Consider the following 15,249-nt stretch of genomic DNA (forward strand, 5'->3'; position numbering starts at 1 on the left):
GGATCGGGTGACACCCACCAGCGAAGTCGAGGCGGCGGCGCGACGCATCGCCGGCCGGGTCCGGCGCACCCCGTTGCTGCGTGGCTCCCCGGTCCTCCTGAAGCTCGAGTTCCTGCAGCACGCGGGGTCCTTCAAGACCCGCGGCATGTTCAACAAGATCCTCGTGGCGGCCGAGCGGGGCCTGCCGGCGGCGGGCGTCATCGCCGCGTCCGGCGGCAACGCCGGCCTCGCCGCGGCATACGCCGCTCGCGAACTGGGCGTGCCGGCCGAGATCTTCGTGCCGGTCACGGCCCCGCCGGTCAAGGTCGCGAAGCTGGGCAAGCTCGGCGCGCGGGTCGTCCAGGTCGGCGACGAGTACGCGGAGGCGTACGCGGCCGCGATCGTGCAGGCGGACGTCACCGGCGCGCTGTTCTGCCACGCGTACGACGATCCGGACATGGTCGCGGGCAACGGCACCCTTGGCCTTGAGCTGCTGGAGCAGGCGCCGGACGGCTTCGACACCGTGCTCGTCGCGGTGGGCGGGGGCGGCCTGGTCGCCGGCCTCGCGGCCGCCCTGCGCGGGCGGGCCCGCGTCGTCGCGGTCGAGCCCCACACCTCCGCGACCCTGCACTCGGCGCTGGCGGCGGGCGGCCCGGTGGACGTCAAGGTCTCGGGTGTCGCGGTCGATTCGCTCGGGGCGCGGCGGGCGGGGACGATCGCGTACGAGACGGCGGCCGCCGAGCGGCTGCAGTCCGTGCTCGTGGACGACCGGGCGATCGTGGAGGCTCGCCGGCAGCTGTGGGAGGACTACCGGGTCGCCGTGGAGCACGGCACCGCCGCCGCGCAGGCCGCGCTGAGCTCGGGTGCCTACGTCCCGGCGGCGGGGGAGCGGGTCGTCGTGCTGCTCTGCGGTGCGAACACGGATCCGGCCGACCTTGCCTGAGCGGGCGCGCCGGCCCGTGGTCGACGACTGTTCGTGCTGGTCACGAGCCTGCCGACCGTGCCCGTATGCCTCGCGGACCGCGGCGCGGAACCGGACGGCGCGAACGCGTCACGATCTTTGTCGGCTGTTCCTTGATCCGTTGTGATGTTTGGCTCGTGGTTCCTTTAACAAGTGCGGCGTATGGTTTATCACGCGCTTGAAGCGTCAAGTGCTTAGGGAGCTCTCATGTCTTTGGGTATTCGCAGCCGGGTCACCGTGCCGCTGAAGTTCGCGGACGGATACCGCACGACCGCCGAGGTCATCACGTTTGTGGGCCTCGCGGACGGCAAGGAGCACCTCGCGCTCGCACTGGGTGACGCGTTCGGTGCCGAGGTGCCGCTGGTGCGCCCGCACTCCGAGTGCCTCACCGGGGACGTGCTCGGCTCCGAGCGCTGCGACTGCGGTCCGCAGTTACGCGAGGCGGTCGAGCGGATCGCCGGCGCCGGCGGCTTCCTGCTCTACCTGCGCCAGGAGGGCCGGGGAATCGGGCTCTACGCCAAGCTCGACGCGTACGCGTTGCAGGACCTCGGCATGGACACGTACGAGGCGAACCGGGCACTCGGGCACGCCGACGACGAGCGGGACTACACCGCGGCCGCGCAGATGCTGACCGCCCTCGGCGTCGGCACCGTCGACCTGCTCACCAACAACCCGGACAAGCCGGCGCAGCTGCGCTCCTCCGGCGTCGACGTGCGGACCGTGGTGCCGACCAAGGTGCACGCCTCGGACGCCAACGTGCGCTATCTGCAGGCCAAGGTGGCGCACACCGCGCACACCATCGACCTGCCGCTGGCGGTCTGACTTCCGGTTTCCGCTCAGTCATCTCCGCACTGCGCCGATCGGAACTGGGACAAGCCGACGAGCACGGAGGTTCTTTCGCTGTGGGGATCGAGGCCGTCAACAGCCGGATCGCTCAGATCCAGAGCCGGATCATCGCGATGCAGACTCAGCAGGCCACGGCGCCCAAACAGGCGTCGCCGGGCACATCCGCCACGTCCGGTTCGGGCAGCACCTTCGCGACGGCGCTCGCGGACGCCATGGGAACCCAGTCGTCCGCGGGCGTCGCGAAGTCCTACTCGCTGAACAGCAAGGGAATCCCGACCGAACTCGCCGGGTACGGCAACGGCAAGATCCCGGCGAACGCCCTGGCGAAGGTGGGCGACACCGGCCACAAGCTCTGGGCGCCGGCGGCCGAGTCGCTGAACCGTATGATCGCCGACGCCAAGGCGCAGGGCGTGAAGATCGGGATCACCGACTCGTACCGCTCGTACGGCGAGCAGGTCGACGTGGCCCGGCGCAAGGGCCTCTACTCGCAGGGCGGGCTGGCGGCCAAGCCCGGCACCAGCGAGCACGGCTGGGGCATGGCCACCGACCTCGACCTCAACAACAAGGCGCAGGCGTGGATGCGGGCCAACGGCGAGAAGTACGGCTTCGTGGAGAACACCCCGCGCGAGCCCTGGCACTGGGCCTTCAAGCCGAAGGCGCTGTAGGTCCTAGACCTGGCAGATCAGCTCGCCGTGCAGCAGTGACATCCAGCCGTCGCTCTCCTCGGCCCAGTCCCGCCACGCACCCGAGATCCGTTCCAGGTCCCGGCTCGTCGCGGCGTTCGTCGCCAGCGCCGTGCGGGCCAGGTCGGATTCGAGAATGCGCTCCGCCCACATGCCGCCCCACCATCGCCGGTCCTCCGGCGTGGCGAAGCACCAGGTGCTCGACGTGGCGGTCACGTCGGTCAGGCCGGCCGCGTGCGCCCAGGCGAGCAGGCGCCGGCCGGCGTCCGGTTCGCCGCCGTTGCCGCGGGCGACCCGCTGGTACAGGTCCAGCCACTCGTCCAGCTCCGGCCGCGGCGGAAACCAGGTGAAGGCCGCGTAGTCGCTGTCGCGTACCGCGATCACGCCGCCGGGCTTCGTCACACGGCGCATCTCGCGCAGCGCGGCGACCGGATCGTTGACGTGCTGCAGTACCTGATGGGCGTGCACCACGTCGAAGGTGTCGTCCGGGAAGTCGAGCGCGTGCACGTCGCCGACGACGAGGTCGACGTTGTGCAGGCCCCGGCGCTCGATCTCCCCGCGCGCCAGGTCCAGCGCCGATTCGGTTACCTCCAGGGCGGTGACCCGCCCGGGTGTGACGAGGGTCGCCAGATCCGCCGTGATGGTGCCGGGACCGCAGCCGACGTCCAGGAGGGTGTCGCCGGATTTCAGCCGCGGCAACAGATGCGCCGCCGAATTTTCTGCGGTGCGCCAGCGATGTGAGCGCAGGACCGATTCGTGATGCCCGTGGGTGTACACAGCAGCCATGCCACGACGCTACGTCCGTGTCCCGAATATCGGGAGAGAAATCTCGCTGTGTAAGACACTGGCCTATCGGTGCTGGTCCGAGCCTTGGGATACCGAGTTTGTCCGCTGGTAAACAGGCCGTAGTTTTATCCGCATGAGGATCGGCATCGTAGGTGCGACGGGACAGGTCGGCGGCGTCATGCGCCGGATCCTGGCCGAGCGCCAGTTCCCCGTAGACCAGCTTCGGCTCTTCGCCTCCGCCCGTTCCGCGGGTCGCACTCTCCGCTGGGGAGACGGCGAGGTGGCCGTCGAGGACGCCGCAACGGCCGACTACCGCGGACTGGACATCGTCCTGTTCTCGGCGGGCAAGGAGAGCTCCAAGGAGTACGCGCCGAGGGTCGCCGAGGCCGGCGCCGTCGTCATCGACAACTCGTCGGCGTACCGGATGGACCCGGACGTCCCGCTGGTCGTGGCGGAGGTGAACCCGGACGCCATAGCGCGCCGCCCCAAGGGCATCATCGCCAACCCGAACTGCACGACGATGGCCGCGATGCCGGTCCTGCGCCCGCTGCACGACGAGGCCGGGCTGGTCGCGCTCGTCGCCACGACCTACCAGGCGGTCTCCGGCGCCGGTCTGGCCGGCGTCGCCGAACTCGCCGAGCAGGTGCAGAAGGTCGCCGACCGCGCGACCGAGCTCGCACACGACGGCGGTGCCGTGGAGTTCCCGGCGCCCCGCTCGTTCGCCCGGCCCATCGCGTTCAACGTCCTGCCGCTGGCCGGCTCGATCGTCGACGACGGCCTCGGCGAGACCGACGAGGAGCAGAAGCTGCGCAACGAGAGCCGGAAGATCCTCGGCATCCCGGGGCTCAAGGTCTCCGGCACCTGCGTGCGCGTGCCGGTCTTCACCGGCCACTCGCTGCAGGTGAACGCGCGCTTCGCCCGCGCGATCACGCCGGACCGCGCGCGGGAGCTGCTCGCCTCCGCCCCCGGGGTCGAACTCTCCGACGTTCCGACGCCGCTGCAGGCGGCCGGCCGCGACCCGACTTTCGTCGGCCGGATCCGCGCCGACGAGACCGTCGACAACGGGCTCGCGCTCTTCCTCTCCAACGACAACCTGCGCAAGGGCGCGGCCCTCAACGCGGTCCAGGTGGCCGAACTGGTCGCCGCGGCGCTCTGAGTCAAGGGTTCGACGACCCGCTCCACCCGATGGGTGGAGCGGGTTTGTCGTTCCTTCGGGGGGTCTTTTCGACACTCCACTATGGAAAAAAGGGGCTTTTTGCCTGAATCGGTAGCGCATGGTCGATTTCAGGTGCACAGTGATTGCATGAACGACAGTGGGCCCGGCGGCGGCTACTTCTGGTGCCTCCGCCACAACCGGGTCGAGACCGGGGATGACGTGTGTCCTGCCCAGTTCCGGCTCGGTCCGTACGCCTCCGCTGACGACGCCACGCGGGCACTCGAGACCGTCGAGAAGCGCAATGCGGTGTGGGACGCCGAGGATGCCCGCTGGACCGGGGAGGTCAGCTAGCTAGGCCGGCTCGACCCCTGTGTCCAAGCCGGAATCCTGCAGTCTCCAGGCGGAGACGACCCGCAGTCATTCGCAAGGAGGAACTTCCCCATGGCCGTGACCAAGAAGGCCCCGACCCGGGCAGCCACGACCCGCGCCACATCCGCGCCGGCCGTCGCGTACCCGGCCGTCGCGTCCCCGGCCGTCGCCGAGCCGGCCGTCGCGTCCCCGGAGGCCGCGTCCCCGGCCGTCGTCGAACCGGCGGCCGCCCGGATGCCGGCCGCCCGGACCGTAGCGGCGGCTTCGCCGCACCCGTTCGCCGCCCCGCAGGCGATCGCACAGACCCCCGACGGTGAGCCCGCCGCCACCGAGCCCGCCGTCGCCGATGCCTCCATTGCGCCCGCCGGTATTCCCGCCGCTCCCGCGGCCAAGCGCACCGCGGCCGCGTCCTCGACCACGATCAAGCCGGTGACGGCACGGTCCACCGCCGGCAGGACCCCCGCCGTCAAGAAGACGACCGCCAGGTCCGGCGCGGCCGGTAAGGCGCCCGCCACCAAGACGGCGACCCGGTCGACGTCCGCACGGGCCGCCGCCGCAAAGGCCACCACGGCCGCGAAGTCCGCCGTCGAGCGGTCCGCCGCGGCGAAGGCGACGGCCGCGAAGGCGGCTAAGGCGGCGAAGGCCACGCTCGCAAAGTCCGGGGCCGCGAAGCGCACCGTCGCGAAGTCGGCCGCCGCGGTGAAGAGCGCGGCCGCGAAGTCCGCGGTCGCCAAGGCGGGTGCCGCGAAGCGCACGGTGGCGAAGTCGGCCGCCGCGGTGAAGAGCGCGGCCGCGAAGACCACGGCCGCCAAGAAGACCACGGCGGTAAAGAAGACCACGGCGGTGAAGAAGACCACGCCGAGGTCGGCGACCGCCGCCCGGCCCTCGGCCACACGGCCTTCCGCGGCCCGTCCCGGTGCTGCCAAGGCGACCACCGCGCGTTCCGCCGCCGCGAGGTCGATGGCGGCGAAGTCGACCGCCGTGAAGAAGTCGACCGCTGCGAAGTCGACCGCTGCGAAGTCGACCGCTGCGAAGTCGACCGCGGCGAAGTCGACCGCGGCGAAGTCGGCGGCCGCGCGGGCCAAGGCGGCGAAGTCGGCGGCCGTGAAGTCGACCGCCGCGAAGTCGGCCGCGCGGACGTCGGTGGCGAGGAAGGCGCCGGCGGTCAAGGTCGCGGCCAGGTCGACGGCGGCGAAGTCCGCCGCGGCCAGGGCGACCGCCGCCAAGAAGGCCACCGCGAGCAAGACGGCAGCCAAGAGCACCGCCGCGAAGTCGACGGCGGCGAAGTCGGCCGCCGCGAAGTCGACCGCGGCGAAGTCGGCGGCCGCGCGGGCCAAGGCGGCGAAGTCGGCGGCCGTGAAGTCAACGGCGGCGCGGGCCAAGGCCGTGAAATCCACGGCCGCGAAGTCGACGGCCGCACGTTCCGCGGCCGCGAAGTCAACGGCGGCGCGGGCCAAGGCCGTGAAGTCCACAGCTGCGAAGTCGACGGCTGCGAAGTCGGCCGCGGTCGCGGCGCGATCCGCGGCCGTCACGGCGGCCAAGGTCGCGGCGGCGAAGAAGGCCACCGCCCGCAGCGCCGCCAACGCGGCCAAGGCCCGCGCGGCCGGCGCCGGCAAGTCCGCCAACGCCAGGCCGGCCTCGATGACCAAGACCTCCGCCACCAACGCGGGCCGGGTCAAGAAGGCGTCCACGCCCGCCGCGGCCCGCAAGGCCGCCGCCGGCAACAGCCGCGCCGCCACCATGCCCGCCGCGGCCCGCAAGGCCGCCGCCGGCAACAGCCGCGCCGCCACCACGGCCGGCTCGGCGCGCAAGGCGGCCGCGAAACGCTGATCCGCACAACCCCACGAGCAAGGGCCGCGCCGACCTCGGCGCGGCCCTTGCTCGTGAACGCCTGGTAGGAATGAGCCGTGCCGATCAACAGGGTGTGGGCGCCAAGCATCGACTTCTCCGTGCTGCGGCGCGAACTCGAGCTGCCCGCCGAGTTCGGATCCGACGCGATGCTGGAGGCGCGGGAGGCCGCCACCGCCACCGCCCTGCCGCCGACGGATCGCACCGACATCCCGCTCGTCACCGTCGACCCGGCGACCTCCCGCGACCTCGACCAGGCGATGGCGCTGAGCCGGACCGCGTCCGGCGGCTTCCGGGTGCGTTACGCCATCGCCGACGTGGCGTCCTATGTGCGGCCGGGCGGTCCGCTCGAGGCGGAGACCTGGGCGCGCGGGCAGACGATCTACCTGCCCGACGGAAAGGTTCCGCTGCATCCGCAGGTGCTCAGCGAGGGCGCCGTCAGCCTGCTGCCCGACGTCGACCGTGCCGCCGTGCTCTGGACCATCGACGTGGACTCGGGCGGTGCGATCGCCGGGATCGCGCTGGAACGGGCACGGGTGCGCAGCCGGGCCAAACTCGACTACGCCGGGCTGCAGGCCGCCGTCGACGCCGGCACCGCGCCCGAGCCGATCGCGCTGCTGCCCGAACTCGGGTCGTTGCTGGCCCGCCGGGCGGCGGACCGGGGCGCCGTCAATCTGCCGCTGCCCGAGCAGGAGGTCGAGCCGCATGGCGACGGCTGGCGGCTCGTGTTGCGCGCGCCGCTCGACGTCGAGGAGCACAACGCCCAGATCTCGCTGCTCACCGGCATGGCCGCGGCCGCGCTCATGCTCCAGGGCGGGATCGGCCTGCTGCGGACCATGCCCGCGCCCCGGCCCGAGGGGGTCTTCAAGCTGCGCGCCGCGGCCGGGTCGCTCGGCGTCGCCTGGCCCGACGGCGATTCCGTCGGTGCCGTCGTGGCGTCGGTCGACCCGGCGAGCCCGCGCGGTGCCGCGTTCCTCAACCAGGCCGCGGACCTGCTCCGCGGCGCGACGTACACCGCCTTCGACGGCGATCCGCCGGCGGAGACGGGCCACGGGGGCGTCGGTGCGCCCTACGCACACGTCACCGCGCCGCTGCGCCGCCTAGCGGACCGGTACGCGACGGAGGTCTGCCTGGCCCTGCACGAGGACAGGCCGGTGCCGCAGTGGGCCCGCGAGGCGCTGCCCCGCCTGCCGAGGAGCATGGCCGCCACCGACCGGGTCGCCTCGGCGGCGGACCGGGGAGCGGTGGCGCTGGCCGAGGCGGTGCTGCTCGCACACCGGGTGGGTGAGACCTTCGACGCCGGCGTGCTCGACATCGACGCCCCGCCGAAACCGGCCGCCCAGCCCGAGACCGCCCAGCCCGAGACCGCCCAGCCCGAGACCGCCCAGCCCGAGACCGCCCAGCCCGAGACCGCCCAGCCGGGGGCGGGCCAGCGGCAGAACCGGCGCCCCCGCGGCGGCACGGTGGCGATCGACGACCCGGCCGTGCAGGCCCGCTGCCTCGGCGAGTTGCCGCTCGGCGAGCGCATCCGGGTCCGCCTGGCCGAGGCCGACCCGAATACCCGCAGCGTCCTCTTCGAGCGGGCCTGACCGACCCGGTCCTCCGCCCCGTGAGGGTCAGGGCAGGTGCGGTACGCCCGCCTCGTCCAGCGGCCAGGCGGGGTTGTGGGTGATCTCCCAGAGGTGCCCGTCCGGGTCGGTGAAGTAGCCGAGATAGCCGCCCCACTCCGCGGAGCCGCCCGCCTTCACCAGGGTCGCGCCCGCCTGCACCACGGCGCGCAGCGCCTCGTCCACCGCCGCCGGGCTCTCCACGTTGATCGCCAGCATCGTCCCGCGGAAGTCCGCCGCGGGGTTCGGCGGCGCGGCGCGCGCGGCCAGGCCCGCGTCGGCCGCGATGTCATCCGTGGCCACCAGCGACAGCAGGCCGCCGGCCGTGTGGAAGAAGCTGACCAGTCCGGGGACGGAGGCGGGGGAGAGGCGCCAGCCGAGGGACTCGTAGAACTCGGTCGCGCGGGCCACGTCGGTCACGCCGAGGGTGGCCAGGCTGACTCGGGCAGGAACGGACATAGACGAAGTGTGCCACCGATCCGATCTTGCCCGAGCCGGGCCTACCTCAGAACGTGTGCTCCTCGGCGGGGAACTCGCCGCCGCGGACCTCGTCCGCGAAGGCCTTCGTCGCCTCGGTCAGGATCCCGGACAGGTCGGCGTAGCGCTTCACGAAACGCGGCGCCTTGCCGGTGCGCAGGCCGGCCATGTCCTGCCAGACGAGCACCTGGGCGTCCGTGTCCGGGCCCGCGCCGATGCCCACCGTCGGGATGGTGAGCTCCTTGGTGATCTGCTTGGCCACCTCGCCCGGCACCATCTCCAGCACCACCGAGAACGCGCCCGCGTCCTCCACCGCCCGGGCGTCGGCGATGACCTCCTCCGCGCCGCTTCCCCGGCCCTGCACCCGGTAGCCGCCGATGGTGTGCTCGCTCTGCGGCGTGAAGCCGATGTGCGCCATCACCGGGATGCCGGCCCCGGTGATCGCCTTGATCTGCTCGGCGACGCGGCGGCCGCCCTCGAGCTTGATCGCGTGCGCGCCGCCCTCCTTCATGAACCGGACGGCCGTGCGCAGCGCCTGTGTCGGGCCCTCTTCGTAAGAGCCGAACGGCAGGTCGGCCACGACCAGCGCGGTCCTTGTCGCGCGCACGACCGCGCGTACCAGGGAGAGCATTTCCTTGACGGTGACCGGGAGGGTCGTCTCGTAGCCGAAGACGTTGTTGGCCGCGGAGTCGCCGACCAGCAGGACCGGGATGCCGGCCTGGTCGAAGATCGTCGCCGTGTACTGGTCGTAGGACGTCAGCATCGGCCAGCGGTCGCCGCGCTCCTTGGCCGCGATCAGGTCGCGGGTGCGGACGCGGCGGGTGGCGGGGCCCCCGTAGAGCGTGGGGATCTCGGACATCTCTGTCTCCTTCCCTCGAGGCCGCGGCGTGCGGTCCCCGGGTGTCTGTGGTAAATCGTCGCACCCGGGGTGCCGCGCAGGTGAGGGTTGAGTGGAGCCCGTCACACCCCCGGCCGGCCCGGCTGGTCCGAGCCTTCGCGGAAGCGGTTGGTGATCGGCAGGCGGCGGTCGCGGCCGAACGCCTTGATCGAGATCTTGGTGCCCGGCGCGGACTGCCGCCGCTTGTACTCCGCGAGGTCCACCAGGCGCAGCACCCGGTCGACGAGCGCGACGTCGTGGCCCGCCGCGATGAGGTCGTCGCGACCCTGGTCGCCGTCGATGTAGCCGGCCAGGATCGCGTCCAGCAGGTCGTAGTCCGGCAGCGAGTCGCTGTCGACCTGGCCCGGGCGCAGCTCCGCGCTCGGCGGCTTGGTGATCGAGTTCTCCGGGATCGGCGGCTCCCCGCCGCGGCGCGCCGCGTCCGCGTTGCGCCACTTCGCCAGGCGCCACACCAGCGTCTTCGGCACGTCCTTGAGCGGGTTGAAGCCGCCGACCGAGTCGCCGTAGAGCGTCGAGTAGCCGACCGCGAGCTCGCTCTTGTTGCCGGTGGTCAGGACCAGGTGGCCCTCCTGGTTCGACAGCGCCATCAGGATGACGCCGCGGACGCGGGCCTGCAGGTTCTCCACCGCCAGGCCGGACAGCGACATGTTCGCCAGGAACGCGTCGACCATCGGCTGGATCGGCTCGCTGCGGTAGTCCAGGCCGGTCCGCTTGGCCAGGTCGGCGGCGTCGTCCCGGGAGTGGCCGGACGAGTAGCCGCTGGGCATCGAGACACCGACGACGCGCTGCGGGCCGAGGGCGTCCACGGCGATCGCGGCGACCACGGCCGAGTCGATGCCGCCGGAGAGGCCGAGCACGACCGAGCGGAAGCCGTTCTTCTCGACGTAGTCGTGCAGGCCGAGGGTGAGCGCCGACCAGATCTCGGCCTCGTCGTTGACCCGGTCTGCGACGCCGCCGACCGCCGGCCCGTCGGCGAGCGGCCGCAGCGCGGTGCCGGCGGTGACCCGCTCGATGCCCATGCCGTCCTCGGCCTGCTGCTCGCCCAGCGGCGCCTCGGCCGAGGCGCCCGGCGCGGCACAGGCCGTTCCGCACGGGTTGGGGGTGTCGTGTGCGGCCGGCAGCTCTAGGTCGTGGATCAGCAGCCCGGAGGAGAACTGCCCGGCCCGGGTGAGCAGCTCACCCTCGCCGGACACGATCATCGAGTCGCCGTCGAAGACCAACTCGTCCTGGCCGCCGACCATGTTCACGTACGCGATCGTCGCCCCGGCCTCGGCGGCGCGGCGCTTGACCAGCGGCAGCCGGATGTCGTCCTTGTTCAGCTCGTACGGCGAGGCGTTGATGTTGACCACCAGCCCGACCCCCGCCCGGCCGGCGGCGGCGAACGGCCCGCCGGCCTGCCACAGGTCCTCGCAGACGGTGAGCGCGACGTCGACGCCGCCGAGGCGGACGACCGTGAGGGAGTCGCCGGGCTCGAAGTAGCGGTTCTCGTCGAAGACGCCGTAGTTGGGCAGGTGGTGCTTGAAATAGGTGGCGACGATGTCGCCGCCGAGCAGCAGCGCGGAGGCGTCGCGCCGCCCGGTGCCCGGCACGGCCGCGGCGCCGGCCGGCGCGGGGCCGTCGGCGTCGACGTAGCCGACGATCACGGCGACGTCGCCCAGGCCGTCCGCGGCCAGGTCGGTGGCGAGGGTACGCAGGGCGGCCTGCGACGACGCGACCAACGAGTCCCGGAAGACCAGGTCCTCGATGGGGTAGCCGGTGATCATCATCTCGGGGAACGCGACCAGTTGCGCGCCCGCCGCGGCGGCCGTCCGGGACCAGTGCCGCACGGCGGCGGCGTTGCCGGGGATGTCCCCGACCGTGGAGTTCACCTGGGCGAGAGCGACACGCAGCGAAGGCATGGCTTTATTCTTCCCCAGCGCGGCCACCGCGTGTCGTCGTCCCCTGCCGGACCGCCTGTGATCCACATCGGGACTCACCCGGGCGACCCGCCGGGGCGTGGTCAGCGTAATCTCGGCGTAATGGGACCGGGAGAGACTGATCGCCGGGCAAGCACGAGGGGTTGACGTGGACCGACAGCAGGAGTTCGTGCTTCGTACGCTCGAAGAGCGCGACATCCGTTTTGTCCGGCTTTGGTTCACGGACGTGCTGGGCACTCTCAAGAGCGTGTCCGTCGCACCCGCCGAGCTCGAGTCCGCCTTCGAGGAGGGCATGGGCATCGACGGCTCGGCGATCGAGGGCTTCGCCCGGGTCTCCGAGTCGGACATGGTCGCGATGCCGGACCCGACCACGTTCCAGGTCTTCCCGTTCGAGGGCGGCGTCAGCGGCGAGAGCGCCCGGATGTTCTGCGACATCCTGCTGCCCGACGGCAGCGCCGCCTGGGCCGACCCGCGGCACGTGCTGCGCCGCATGCTCGCCAAGGCCGCGGAGAAGGGCTTCACCTTCTACACCCACCCCGAGGTCGAGTTCTTCCTGGTGCAGGACGGGCCGCTGGACGGCTCCGTGCCGGTGCCGGTCGACGGCGGCGGCTACTTCGACCACACCACGCACTCGGTCGCGCGCGACTTCCGCCGCCAGGCCGTGCTCGCGCTGGAGCGGATCGGCATCTCGGTGGAGTTCAGCCACCACGAGGTCGCCCCGGGCCAGCAGGAGATAGACCTGCGGTACGCGGACGCGCTGACCACGGCGGACAACATCATGACCTTCCGGCACGTGGTCAAGGAGGTGGCGCTGACCCAGGGCGTGCGCGCCACGTTCATGCCCAAGCCGTACACCGACCAGCCCGGCAGCGGCATGCACACCCACCTGTCGCTGTTCGAGGGCGAGCGCAACGCGTTCTACGACGGCGACGACCCGCAGAAGCTGTCCAAGACGGCGCGCGCGTTCATCGCCGGGCTGCTGGTGCACGCCCGGGAGTACACCGCGGTCACCAACCAGTGGGTCAACTCCTACAAGCGGTTGTTCCCGATGCAGCTTCCGGACCGGATCACCGAGTCGCCCGCGTTCGTCAGCTGGGGGCATCTCAACCGCTCCGCGCTGGTCCGGGTGCCCGCGTTCGGCAAGCCGAACTCGGCGCGGGTCGAGGTCCGCTCGCTCGACTCGGCCACCAACCCGTACCTGGCCTTCGCGGTCATGCTCGGCGCCGGGCTCAAGGGCATCGAGGAGGGCTACGAGCTGCCGCCGGGCGCCGAGGACGACGTCTGGTCGCTCTCGCCGAACGAGCGCAAGGCCATGGGCTACGACGCGCTGCCGGAGAACCTCGCCGAGGCGATCGAGGTGATGGCCAAGTCCGAGCTGATCCCCGAGGTGCTCGGCGAGCACGTCTTCGACTTCTTCCTGCGCAACAAGCGCCAGGAGTGGGAGCAGTACCGGCGCGAGGTCACCCCGTACGAGCGGCAGCGTTATCTCGGCGCGCTCTGACCTTTTCATCCAGCCGGTGGATCACGTAGGTGCGCAGGTCCGCTACCGTGCCCCTCTGACGTCGTGACGAGGGAGTGGCCGTGCTACAAGATCTGCTTGAGGGTGCCGGGCGCAGCGTTGTGTTCGGTGGGGTCGGGATCGGGCTGATGGCGGTCGGCTATCTGCTGGTCGACCTGCTGACCCCGGGCAAGCTGCGTGACCTGATCTGGGTGGAGAAGAACCACAACGCCTCCCTGCTGCTCGCCGCGAACCAGATCGGCATCGCGCTGATCGTCTTCACCGCGATCTTCACCAGCTACTCGAACTTCCTCGAGGGGCTGGCGTCGACGATCATCTTCGGTGTCATCGGCATCGCGGTCATGGGCACCGCGTTCCTGGTCCTCGACTGGATGACGCCGGGCAAGCTGGGCGAGGTCATCTGCACGCCGGAGCGGCACCCGGGCGCGCTGGTCAGCGCGGCGTCGCACCTCGGCGCCGCCCTGATCGTCTGCGCCTGCATCTCCTGACCCGGCTCCCGGAAGAACGCGGCGCCGCCGCGGGCAGACCGCCCGCGGCGGCGCGTTTTCGGCCGCTGTAGTTGTCGTACCCCCGGGCTAATGTCCCCGCCGTGAATCGAACCGACCGGCTCTACGGTCTCGTCGAGGAGCTGCGGGCCGTGGCGCCCCGGCCGCGGAGTGCGCGCTGGCTCGCACTGAGATTCGAGGTCTCGGTCCGCACCATCGAGCGCGACATCTCCGCCTTGCAGCAGACCGGGGTGCCGATCTATGCCGAGGCCGGCCGGACGGGCGGCTACTGCCTCGACCGCACCCGCACGCTGCCGCCGGCCAACCTGACCCCGGCCGAGGCCGTGGCCATGGCGTTCGCGTTGCAGGGCCTCGACGGCACCCCGTTCCGCTCCGCCGCGCGGACGGCGCTGCACAAACTGGTCGCCGCCATGCAGGACCAGGACGCCAGCGCCGCGCGCGAGCTTGCCGGGCGGGTTCATCTGGTCGGCCGGGGCGTTCAGGCGGCGCCGGTGCCGCGGCTCGTCGCCGACGCGCTCTCCGCACGGCGCGTGCTCCGCATCGGCTACGGGGACCGCGAGGGCGCCGCCACCGTCCGCGAGATCGAGCCGCTCGGCTACGTGTGCGGCCCGACACACTGGTATCTCGTCGCCTGGTGCCGGCTGCGCGATGCCATCCGCGCTTTCCGGACCGATCGGATCGGCACGGTCACCGCCACGGCCGAGGCCGTCGGGCCCCGCCGCCTCGACCCCGGCGACCTAGACATTCCCGGCCGGATGGTCACCCGGCTCACCCTGGGATGATGCCCGGGTGACCATCAGCCTGGAGCCCGTGACCAAGGACAACTGGCGGGCCTGCACCGCGCTGTCCGTCCGGCCCGATCAGCGGGACTTCGTCAACGACGTCGCCCACTACCTGTGCCTGTGCCACTACGGCGGCCTCTGGCGGCCGCTCGCCGTCGTGCTCGGCGGCGAGGTCGTCGGCTTCTGCATGTGGGCCGTCGACGACGACCGGAGCCGGTGGATCGGCGGGCTCGTCGTGGACGCCTCCCGCCAGCGTGCCGGCATCGGCCGCGCGACGGTCGTCGCGCTGCGCGAGCGGCTCGCCGCCGAGCCGGACTGCCCGAACGTCGCACTGAGCTACTCGCCGGACAACACCGCCGCCCGGGCGCTCTATGCGTCGCTCGGCTTCGTCGAGACCGGCGAGACCGAGGGCGACGAGATCGTCGCCCGCTGGACCGCTTCGTAAACACCGACGGAGGGTTGTCGCCCGCACCCCGGATCGTGGTCCCCGACGCCAACGAGCGAAGGAGAAGACCATGAGTAACGGCATCGGATGGTTCGAGATCGGCACCGACCGGCCCGACGAGGTGGAGCGGTTCTACGGCGAGGTGTTCGGCTGGACGGTCGGGGACGACCCGTCCTCGTCCGACGGGTCCTCGTACCGGATCATCACGACCCCGGACCCGGGCAGCGTCCGCGGCGGGCTGTTCGCGACCGGCGGGAAGATCCCGAACTACGCGATCTTCAACGTGCTGGTCGCGGACACCGAGACGGCCTGCCGCCAGGCAGCGGCCGCCGGCGGCAAGGTGCTCATCGAGCCGCAGACCACGCCCGACGGGCTGATCTTCGCGCACCTGCTCGATCCGTCCGGCAACCACTTCGGCGTGTATACCGAACCCGCGGGCCGGAACGCCTGAACGGGTGGGCAGGGGTTCGG

Annotated in this window: 17 protein-coding genes; 12 read left to right on the forward strand and 5 right to left on the reverse strand. The window is 72.0% G+C overall.

What is annotated here, in order from left to right; all coding sequences use genetic code 11:
* Positions 1 to 7: 7 nt before the first annotated feature.
* The 3 genes from AB0B58_RS05010 to AB0B58_RS05020 all read left to right on the forward strand — a co-directional run bounded on the left by AB0B58_RS05010 (position 8) and on the right by AB0B58_RS05020 (position 2,451).
* A complete protein-coding gene (locus AB0B58_RS05010) occupies positions 8 to 922 on the forward strand; it encodes a serine/threonine dehydratase (protein WP_360217695.1) in 915 nt (304 codons plus the stop codon).
* 225 nt (positions 923 to 1,147) lie between these two features.
* A complete protein-coding gene (gene ribA / locus AB0B58_RS05015) occupies positions 1,148 to 1,762 on the forward strand; it encodes a GTP cyclohydrolase II (RefSeq protein ID WP_360217698.1) in 615 nt (204 codons plus the stop codon).
* A gap of 80 nt (positions 1,763 to 1,842) precedes the next feature.
* Positions 1,843 to 2,451 carry a M15 family metallopeptidase gene (locus AB0B58_RS05020; RefSeq protein WP_360217701.1) on the forward strand — a complete coding sequence of 203 codons (609 nt, stop codon included), beginning with the start codon at positions 1,843 to 1,845 and terminating at the stop codon, positions 2,449 to 2,451.
* 3 nt (positions 2,452 to 2,454) lie between these two features.
* Here AB0B58_RS05020 and AB0B58_RS05025 read toward each other — a convergent pair whose 3' ends face one another.
* Positions 2,455 to 3,246, reverse strand: a complete 792-nt coding sequence (locus AB0B58_RS05025; RefSeq protein ID WP_360218693.1) for a methyltransferase domain-containing protein — start codon at positions 3,244 to 3,246, stop codon at positions 2,455 to 2,457.
* Positions 3,247 to 3,388: 142 nt separating this feature from the next.
* Between AB0B58_RS05025 and AB0B58_RS05030 the strand changes: the two genes are divergently transcribed.
* Together AB0B58_RS05030 and AB0B58_RS05035 are read left to right on the forward strand one after the other, a co-directional pair.
* Entirely contained in the window at positions 3,389 to 4,411 is a 1,023-nt protein-coding gene (locus AB0B58_RS05030; RefSeq protein WP_360217704.1) for an aspartate-semialdehyde dehydrogenase, read from the forward strand.
* Positions 4,412 to 4,558: 147 nt separating this feature from the next.
* A complete protein-coding gene (locus AB0B58_RS05035) occupies positions 4,559 to 4,762 on the forward strand; it encodes a hypothetical protein (RefSeq protein ID WP_360217707.1) in 204 nt (67 codons plus the stop codon).
* Here AB0B58_RS05035 and AB0B58_RS05040 read toward each other — a convergent pair.
* The gene (locus AB0B58_RS05040; protein WP_360217710.1) at positions 4,759 to 6,252 is read right to left on the reverse strand and encodes a hypothetical protein; all 1,494 of its coding nucleotides are present in this window, start codon (positions 6,250 to 6,252) and stop codon (positions 4,759 to 4,761) included. The genes AB0B58_RS05035 and AB0B58_RS05040 overlap by 4 nt on opposite strands.
* Here AB0B58_RS05040 and AB0B58_RS05045 point away from each other — a divergent pair.
* The gene (locus AB0B58_RS05045) at positions 6,242 to 6,610 is read left to right on the forward strand and encodes a hypothetical protein (protein WP_360217713.1); all 369 of its coding nucleotides are present in this window, start codon (positions 6,242 to 6,244) and stop codon (positions 6,608 to 6,610) included. The two genes, AB0B58_RS05040 and AB0B58_RS05045, sit on opposite strands and share 11 nt — an antisense overlap.
* Positions 6,611 to 6,687: 77 nt before the next feature.
* Complete coding sequence (locus AB0B58_RS05050) at positions 6,688 to 8,217, forward strand: RNB domain-containing ribonuclease (protein ID WP_360217716.1); 1,530 nt, start codon at positions 6,688 to 6,690, stop codon at positions 8,215 to 8,217.
* Positions 8,218 to 8,244: 27 nt separating this feature from the next.
* On the opposite strand, the gene AB0B58_RS05055 is transcribed toward AB0B58_RS05050, so the two are convergent.
* From AB0B58_RS05055 to AB0B58_RS05065, 3 genes are all read right to left on the reverse strand, one after another.
* Positions 8,245 to 8,694 (reverse strand): VOC family protein, encoded by a 450-nt coding sequence (locus tag AB0B58_RS05055; RefSeq protein ID WP_360217719.1) that lies wholly within the window; start codon positions 8,692 to 8,694, stop codon positions 8,245 to 8,247.
* Between the two features lie 46 nt (positions 8,695 to 8,740).
* Positions 8,741 to 9,571 (reverse strand): 3-methyl-2-oxobutanoate hydroxymethyltransferase, encoded by an 831-nt coding sequence (gene panB / locus AB0B58_RS05060; RefSeq protein WP_360217722.1) that lies wholly within the window; start codon positions 9,569 to 9,571, stop codon positions 8,741 to 8,743.
* A 101-nt stretch (positions 9,572 to 9,672) separates the two neighbouring features.
* Positions 9,673 to 11,508 (reverse strand): NAD+ synthase, encoded by a 1,836-nt coding sequence (locus tag AB0B58_RS05065; protein WP_360217725.1) that lies wholly within the window; start codon positions 11,506 to 11,508, stop codon positions 9,673 to 9,675.
* Positions 11,509 to 11,674: 166 nt separating this feature from the next.
* On the opposite strand from AB0B58_RS05065, the gene AB0B58_RS05070 reads away from it, so the two are divergent.
* From AB0B58_RS05070 to AB0B58_RS05090, 5 genes are all read left to right on the forward strand, one after another.
* Positions 11,675 to 13,027, forward strand: coding sequence for a glutamine synthetase family protein (locus AB0B58_RS05070; protein WP_360217728.1), 1,353 nt, complete (start codon positions 11,675 to 11,677; stop codon positions 13,025 to 13,027).
* Between the two features lie 80 nt (positions 13,028 to 13,107).
* Positions 13,108 to 13,533: a DUF350 domain-containing protein gene (locus AB0B58_RS05075; protein WP_360217731.1), complete on the forward strand. Its 426-nt coding sequence runs from the start codon at positions 13,108 to 13,110 to the stop codon at positions 13,531 to 13,533.
* Positions 13,534 to 13,634: 101 nt separating this feature from the next.
* Positions 13,635 to 14,333, forward strand: coding sequence for a YafY family protein (locus AB0B58_RS05080; protein ID WP_360217734.1), 699 nt, complete (start codon positions 13,635 to 13,637; stop codon positions 14,331 to 14,333).
* Positions 14,334 to 14,340: 7 nt separating this feature from the next.
* Entirely contained in the window at positions 14,341 to 14,778 is a 438-nt protein-coding gene (locus AB0B58_RS05085) for a GNAT family N-acetyltransferase (RefSeq protein WP_360217737.1), read from the forward strand.
* A 70-nt stretch (positions 14,779 to 14,848) separates the two neighbouring features.
* Positions 14,849 to 15,229, forward strand: coding sequence for a VOC family protein (locus AB0B58_RS05090; RefSeq protein ID WP_360217740.1), 381 nt, complete (start codon positions 14,849 to 14,851; stop codon positions 15,227 to 15,229).
* Positions 15,230 to 15,249 lie beyond the last annotated feature (20 nt).

The sequence above is a fragment of the Actinoplanes sp. NPDC049118 genome (genome assembly GCF_040648555.1).
Lineage (GTDB): Bacteria > Actinomycetota > Actinomycetes > Mycobacteriales > Micromonosporaceae > Actinoplanes.

Coding starts and splice junctions, on each gene's coding strand:
- ribA (WP_360217698.1), top strand. CDS start 1,148: ATGTCTTTGGGTATTCGCAGCCGGGTCACCGTGCCGCTGAAGTTCGCG.
- AB0B58_RS05030 (WP_360217704.1), top strand. CDS start 3,389: ATGAGGATCGGCATCGTAGGTGCGACGGGACAGGTCGGCGGCGTCATG.
- AB0B58_RS05035 (WP_360217707.1), top strand. CDS start 4,559: ATGAACGACAGTGGGCCCGGCGGCGGCTACTTCTGGTGCCTCCGCCAC.
- AB0B58_RS05055 (WP_360217719.1), bottom strand. CDS start 8,694: ATGTCCGTTCCTGCCCGAGTCAGCCTGGCCACCCTCGGCGTGACCGAC.
- panB (WP_360217722.1), bottom strand. CDS start 9,571: ATGTCCGAGATCCCCACGCTCTACGGGGGCCCCGCCACCCGCCGCGTC.
- AB0B58_RS05065 (WP_360217725.1), bottom strand. CDS start 11,508: ATGCCTTCGCTGCGTGTCGCTCTCGCCCAGGTGAACTCCACGGTCGGG.
- AB0B58_RS05090 (WP_360217740.1), top strand. CDS start 14,849: ATGAGTAACGGCATCGGATGGTTCGAGATCGGCACCGACCGGCCCGAC.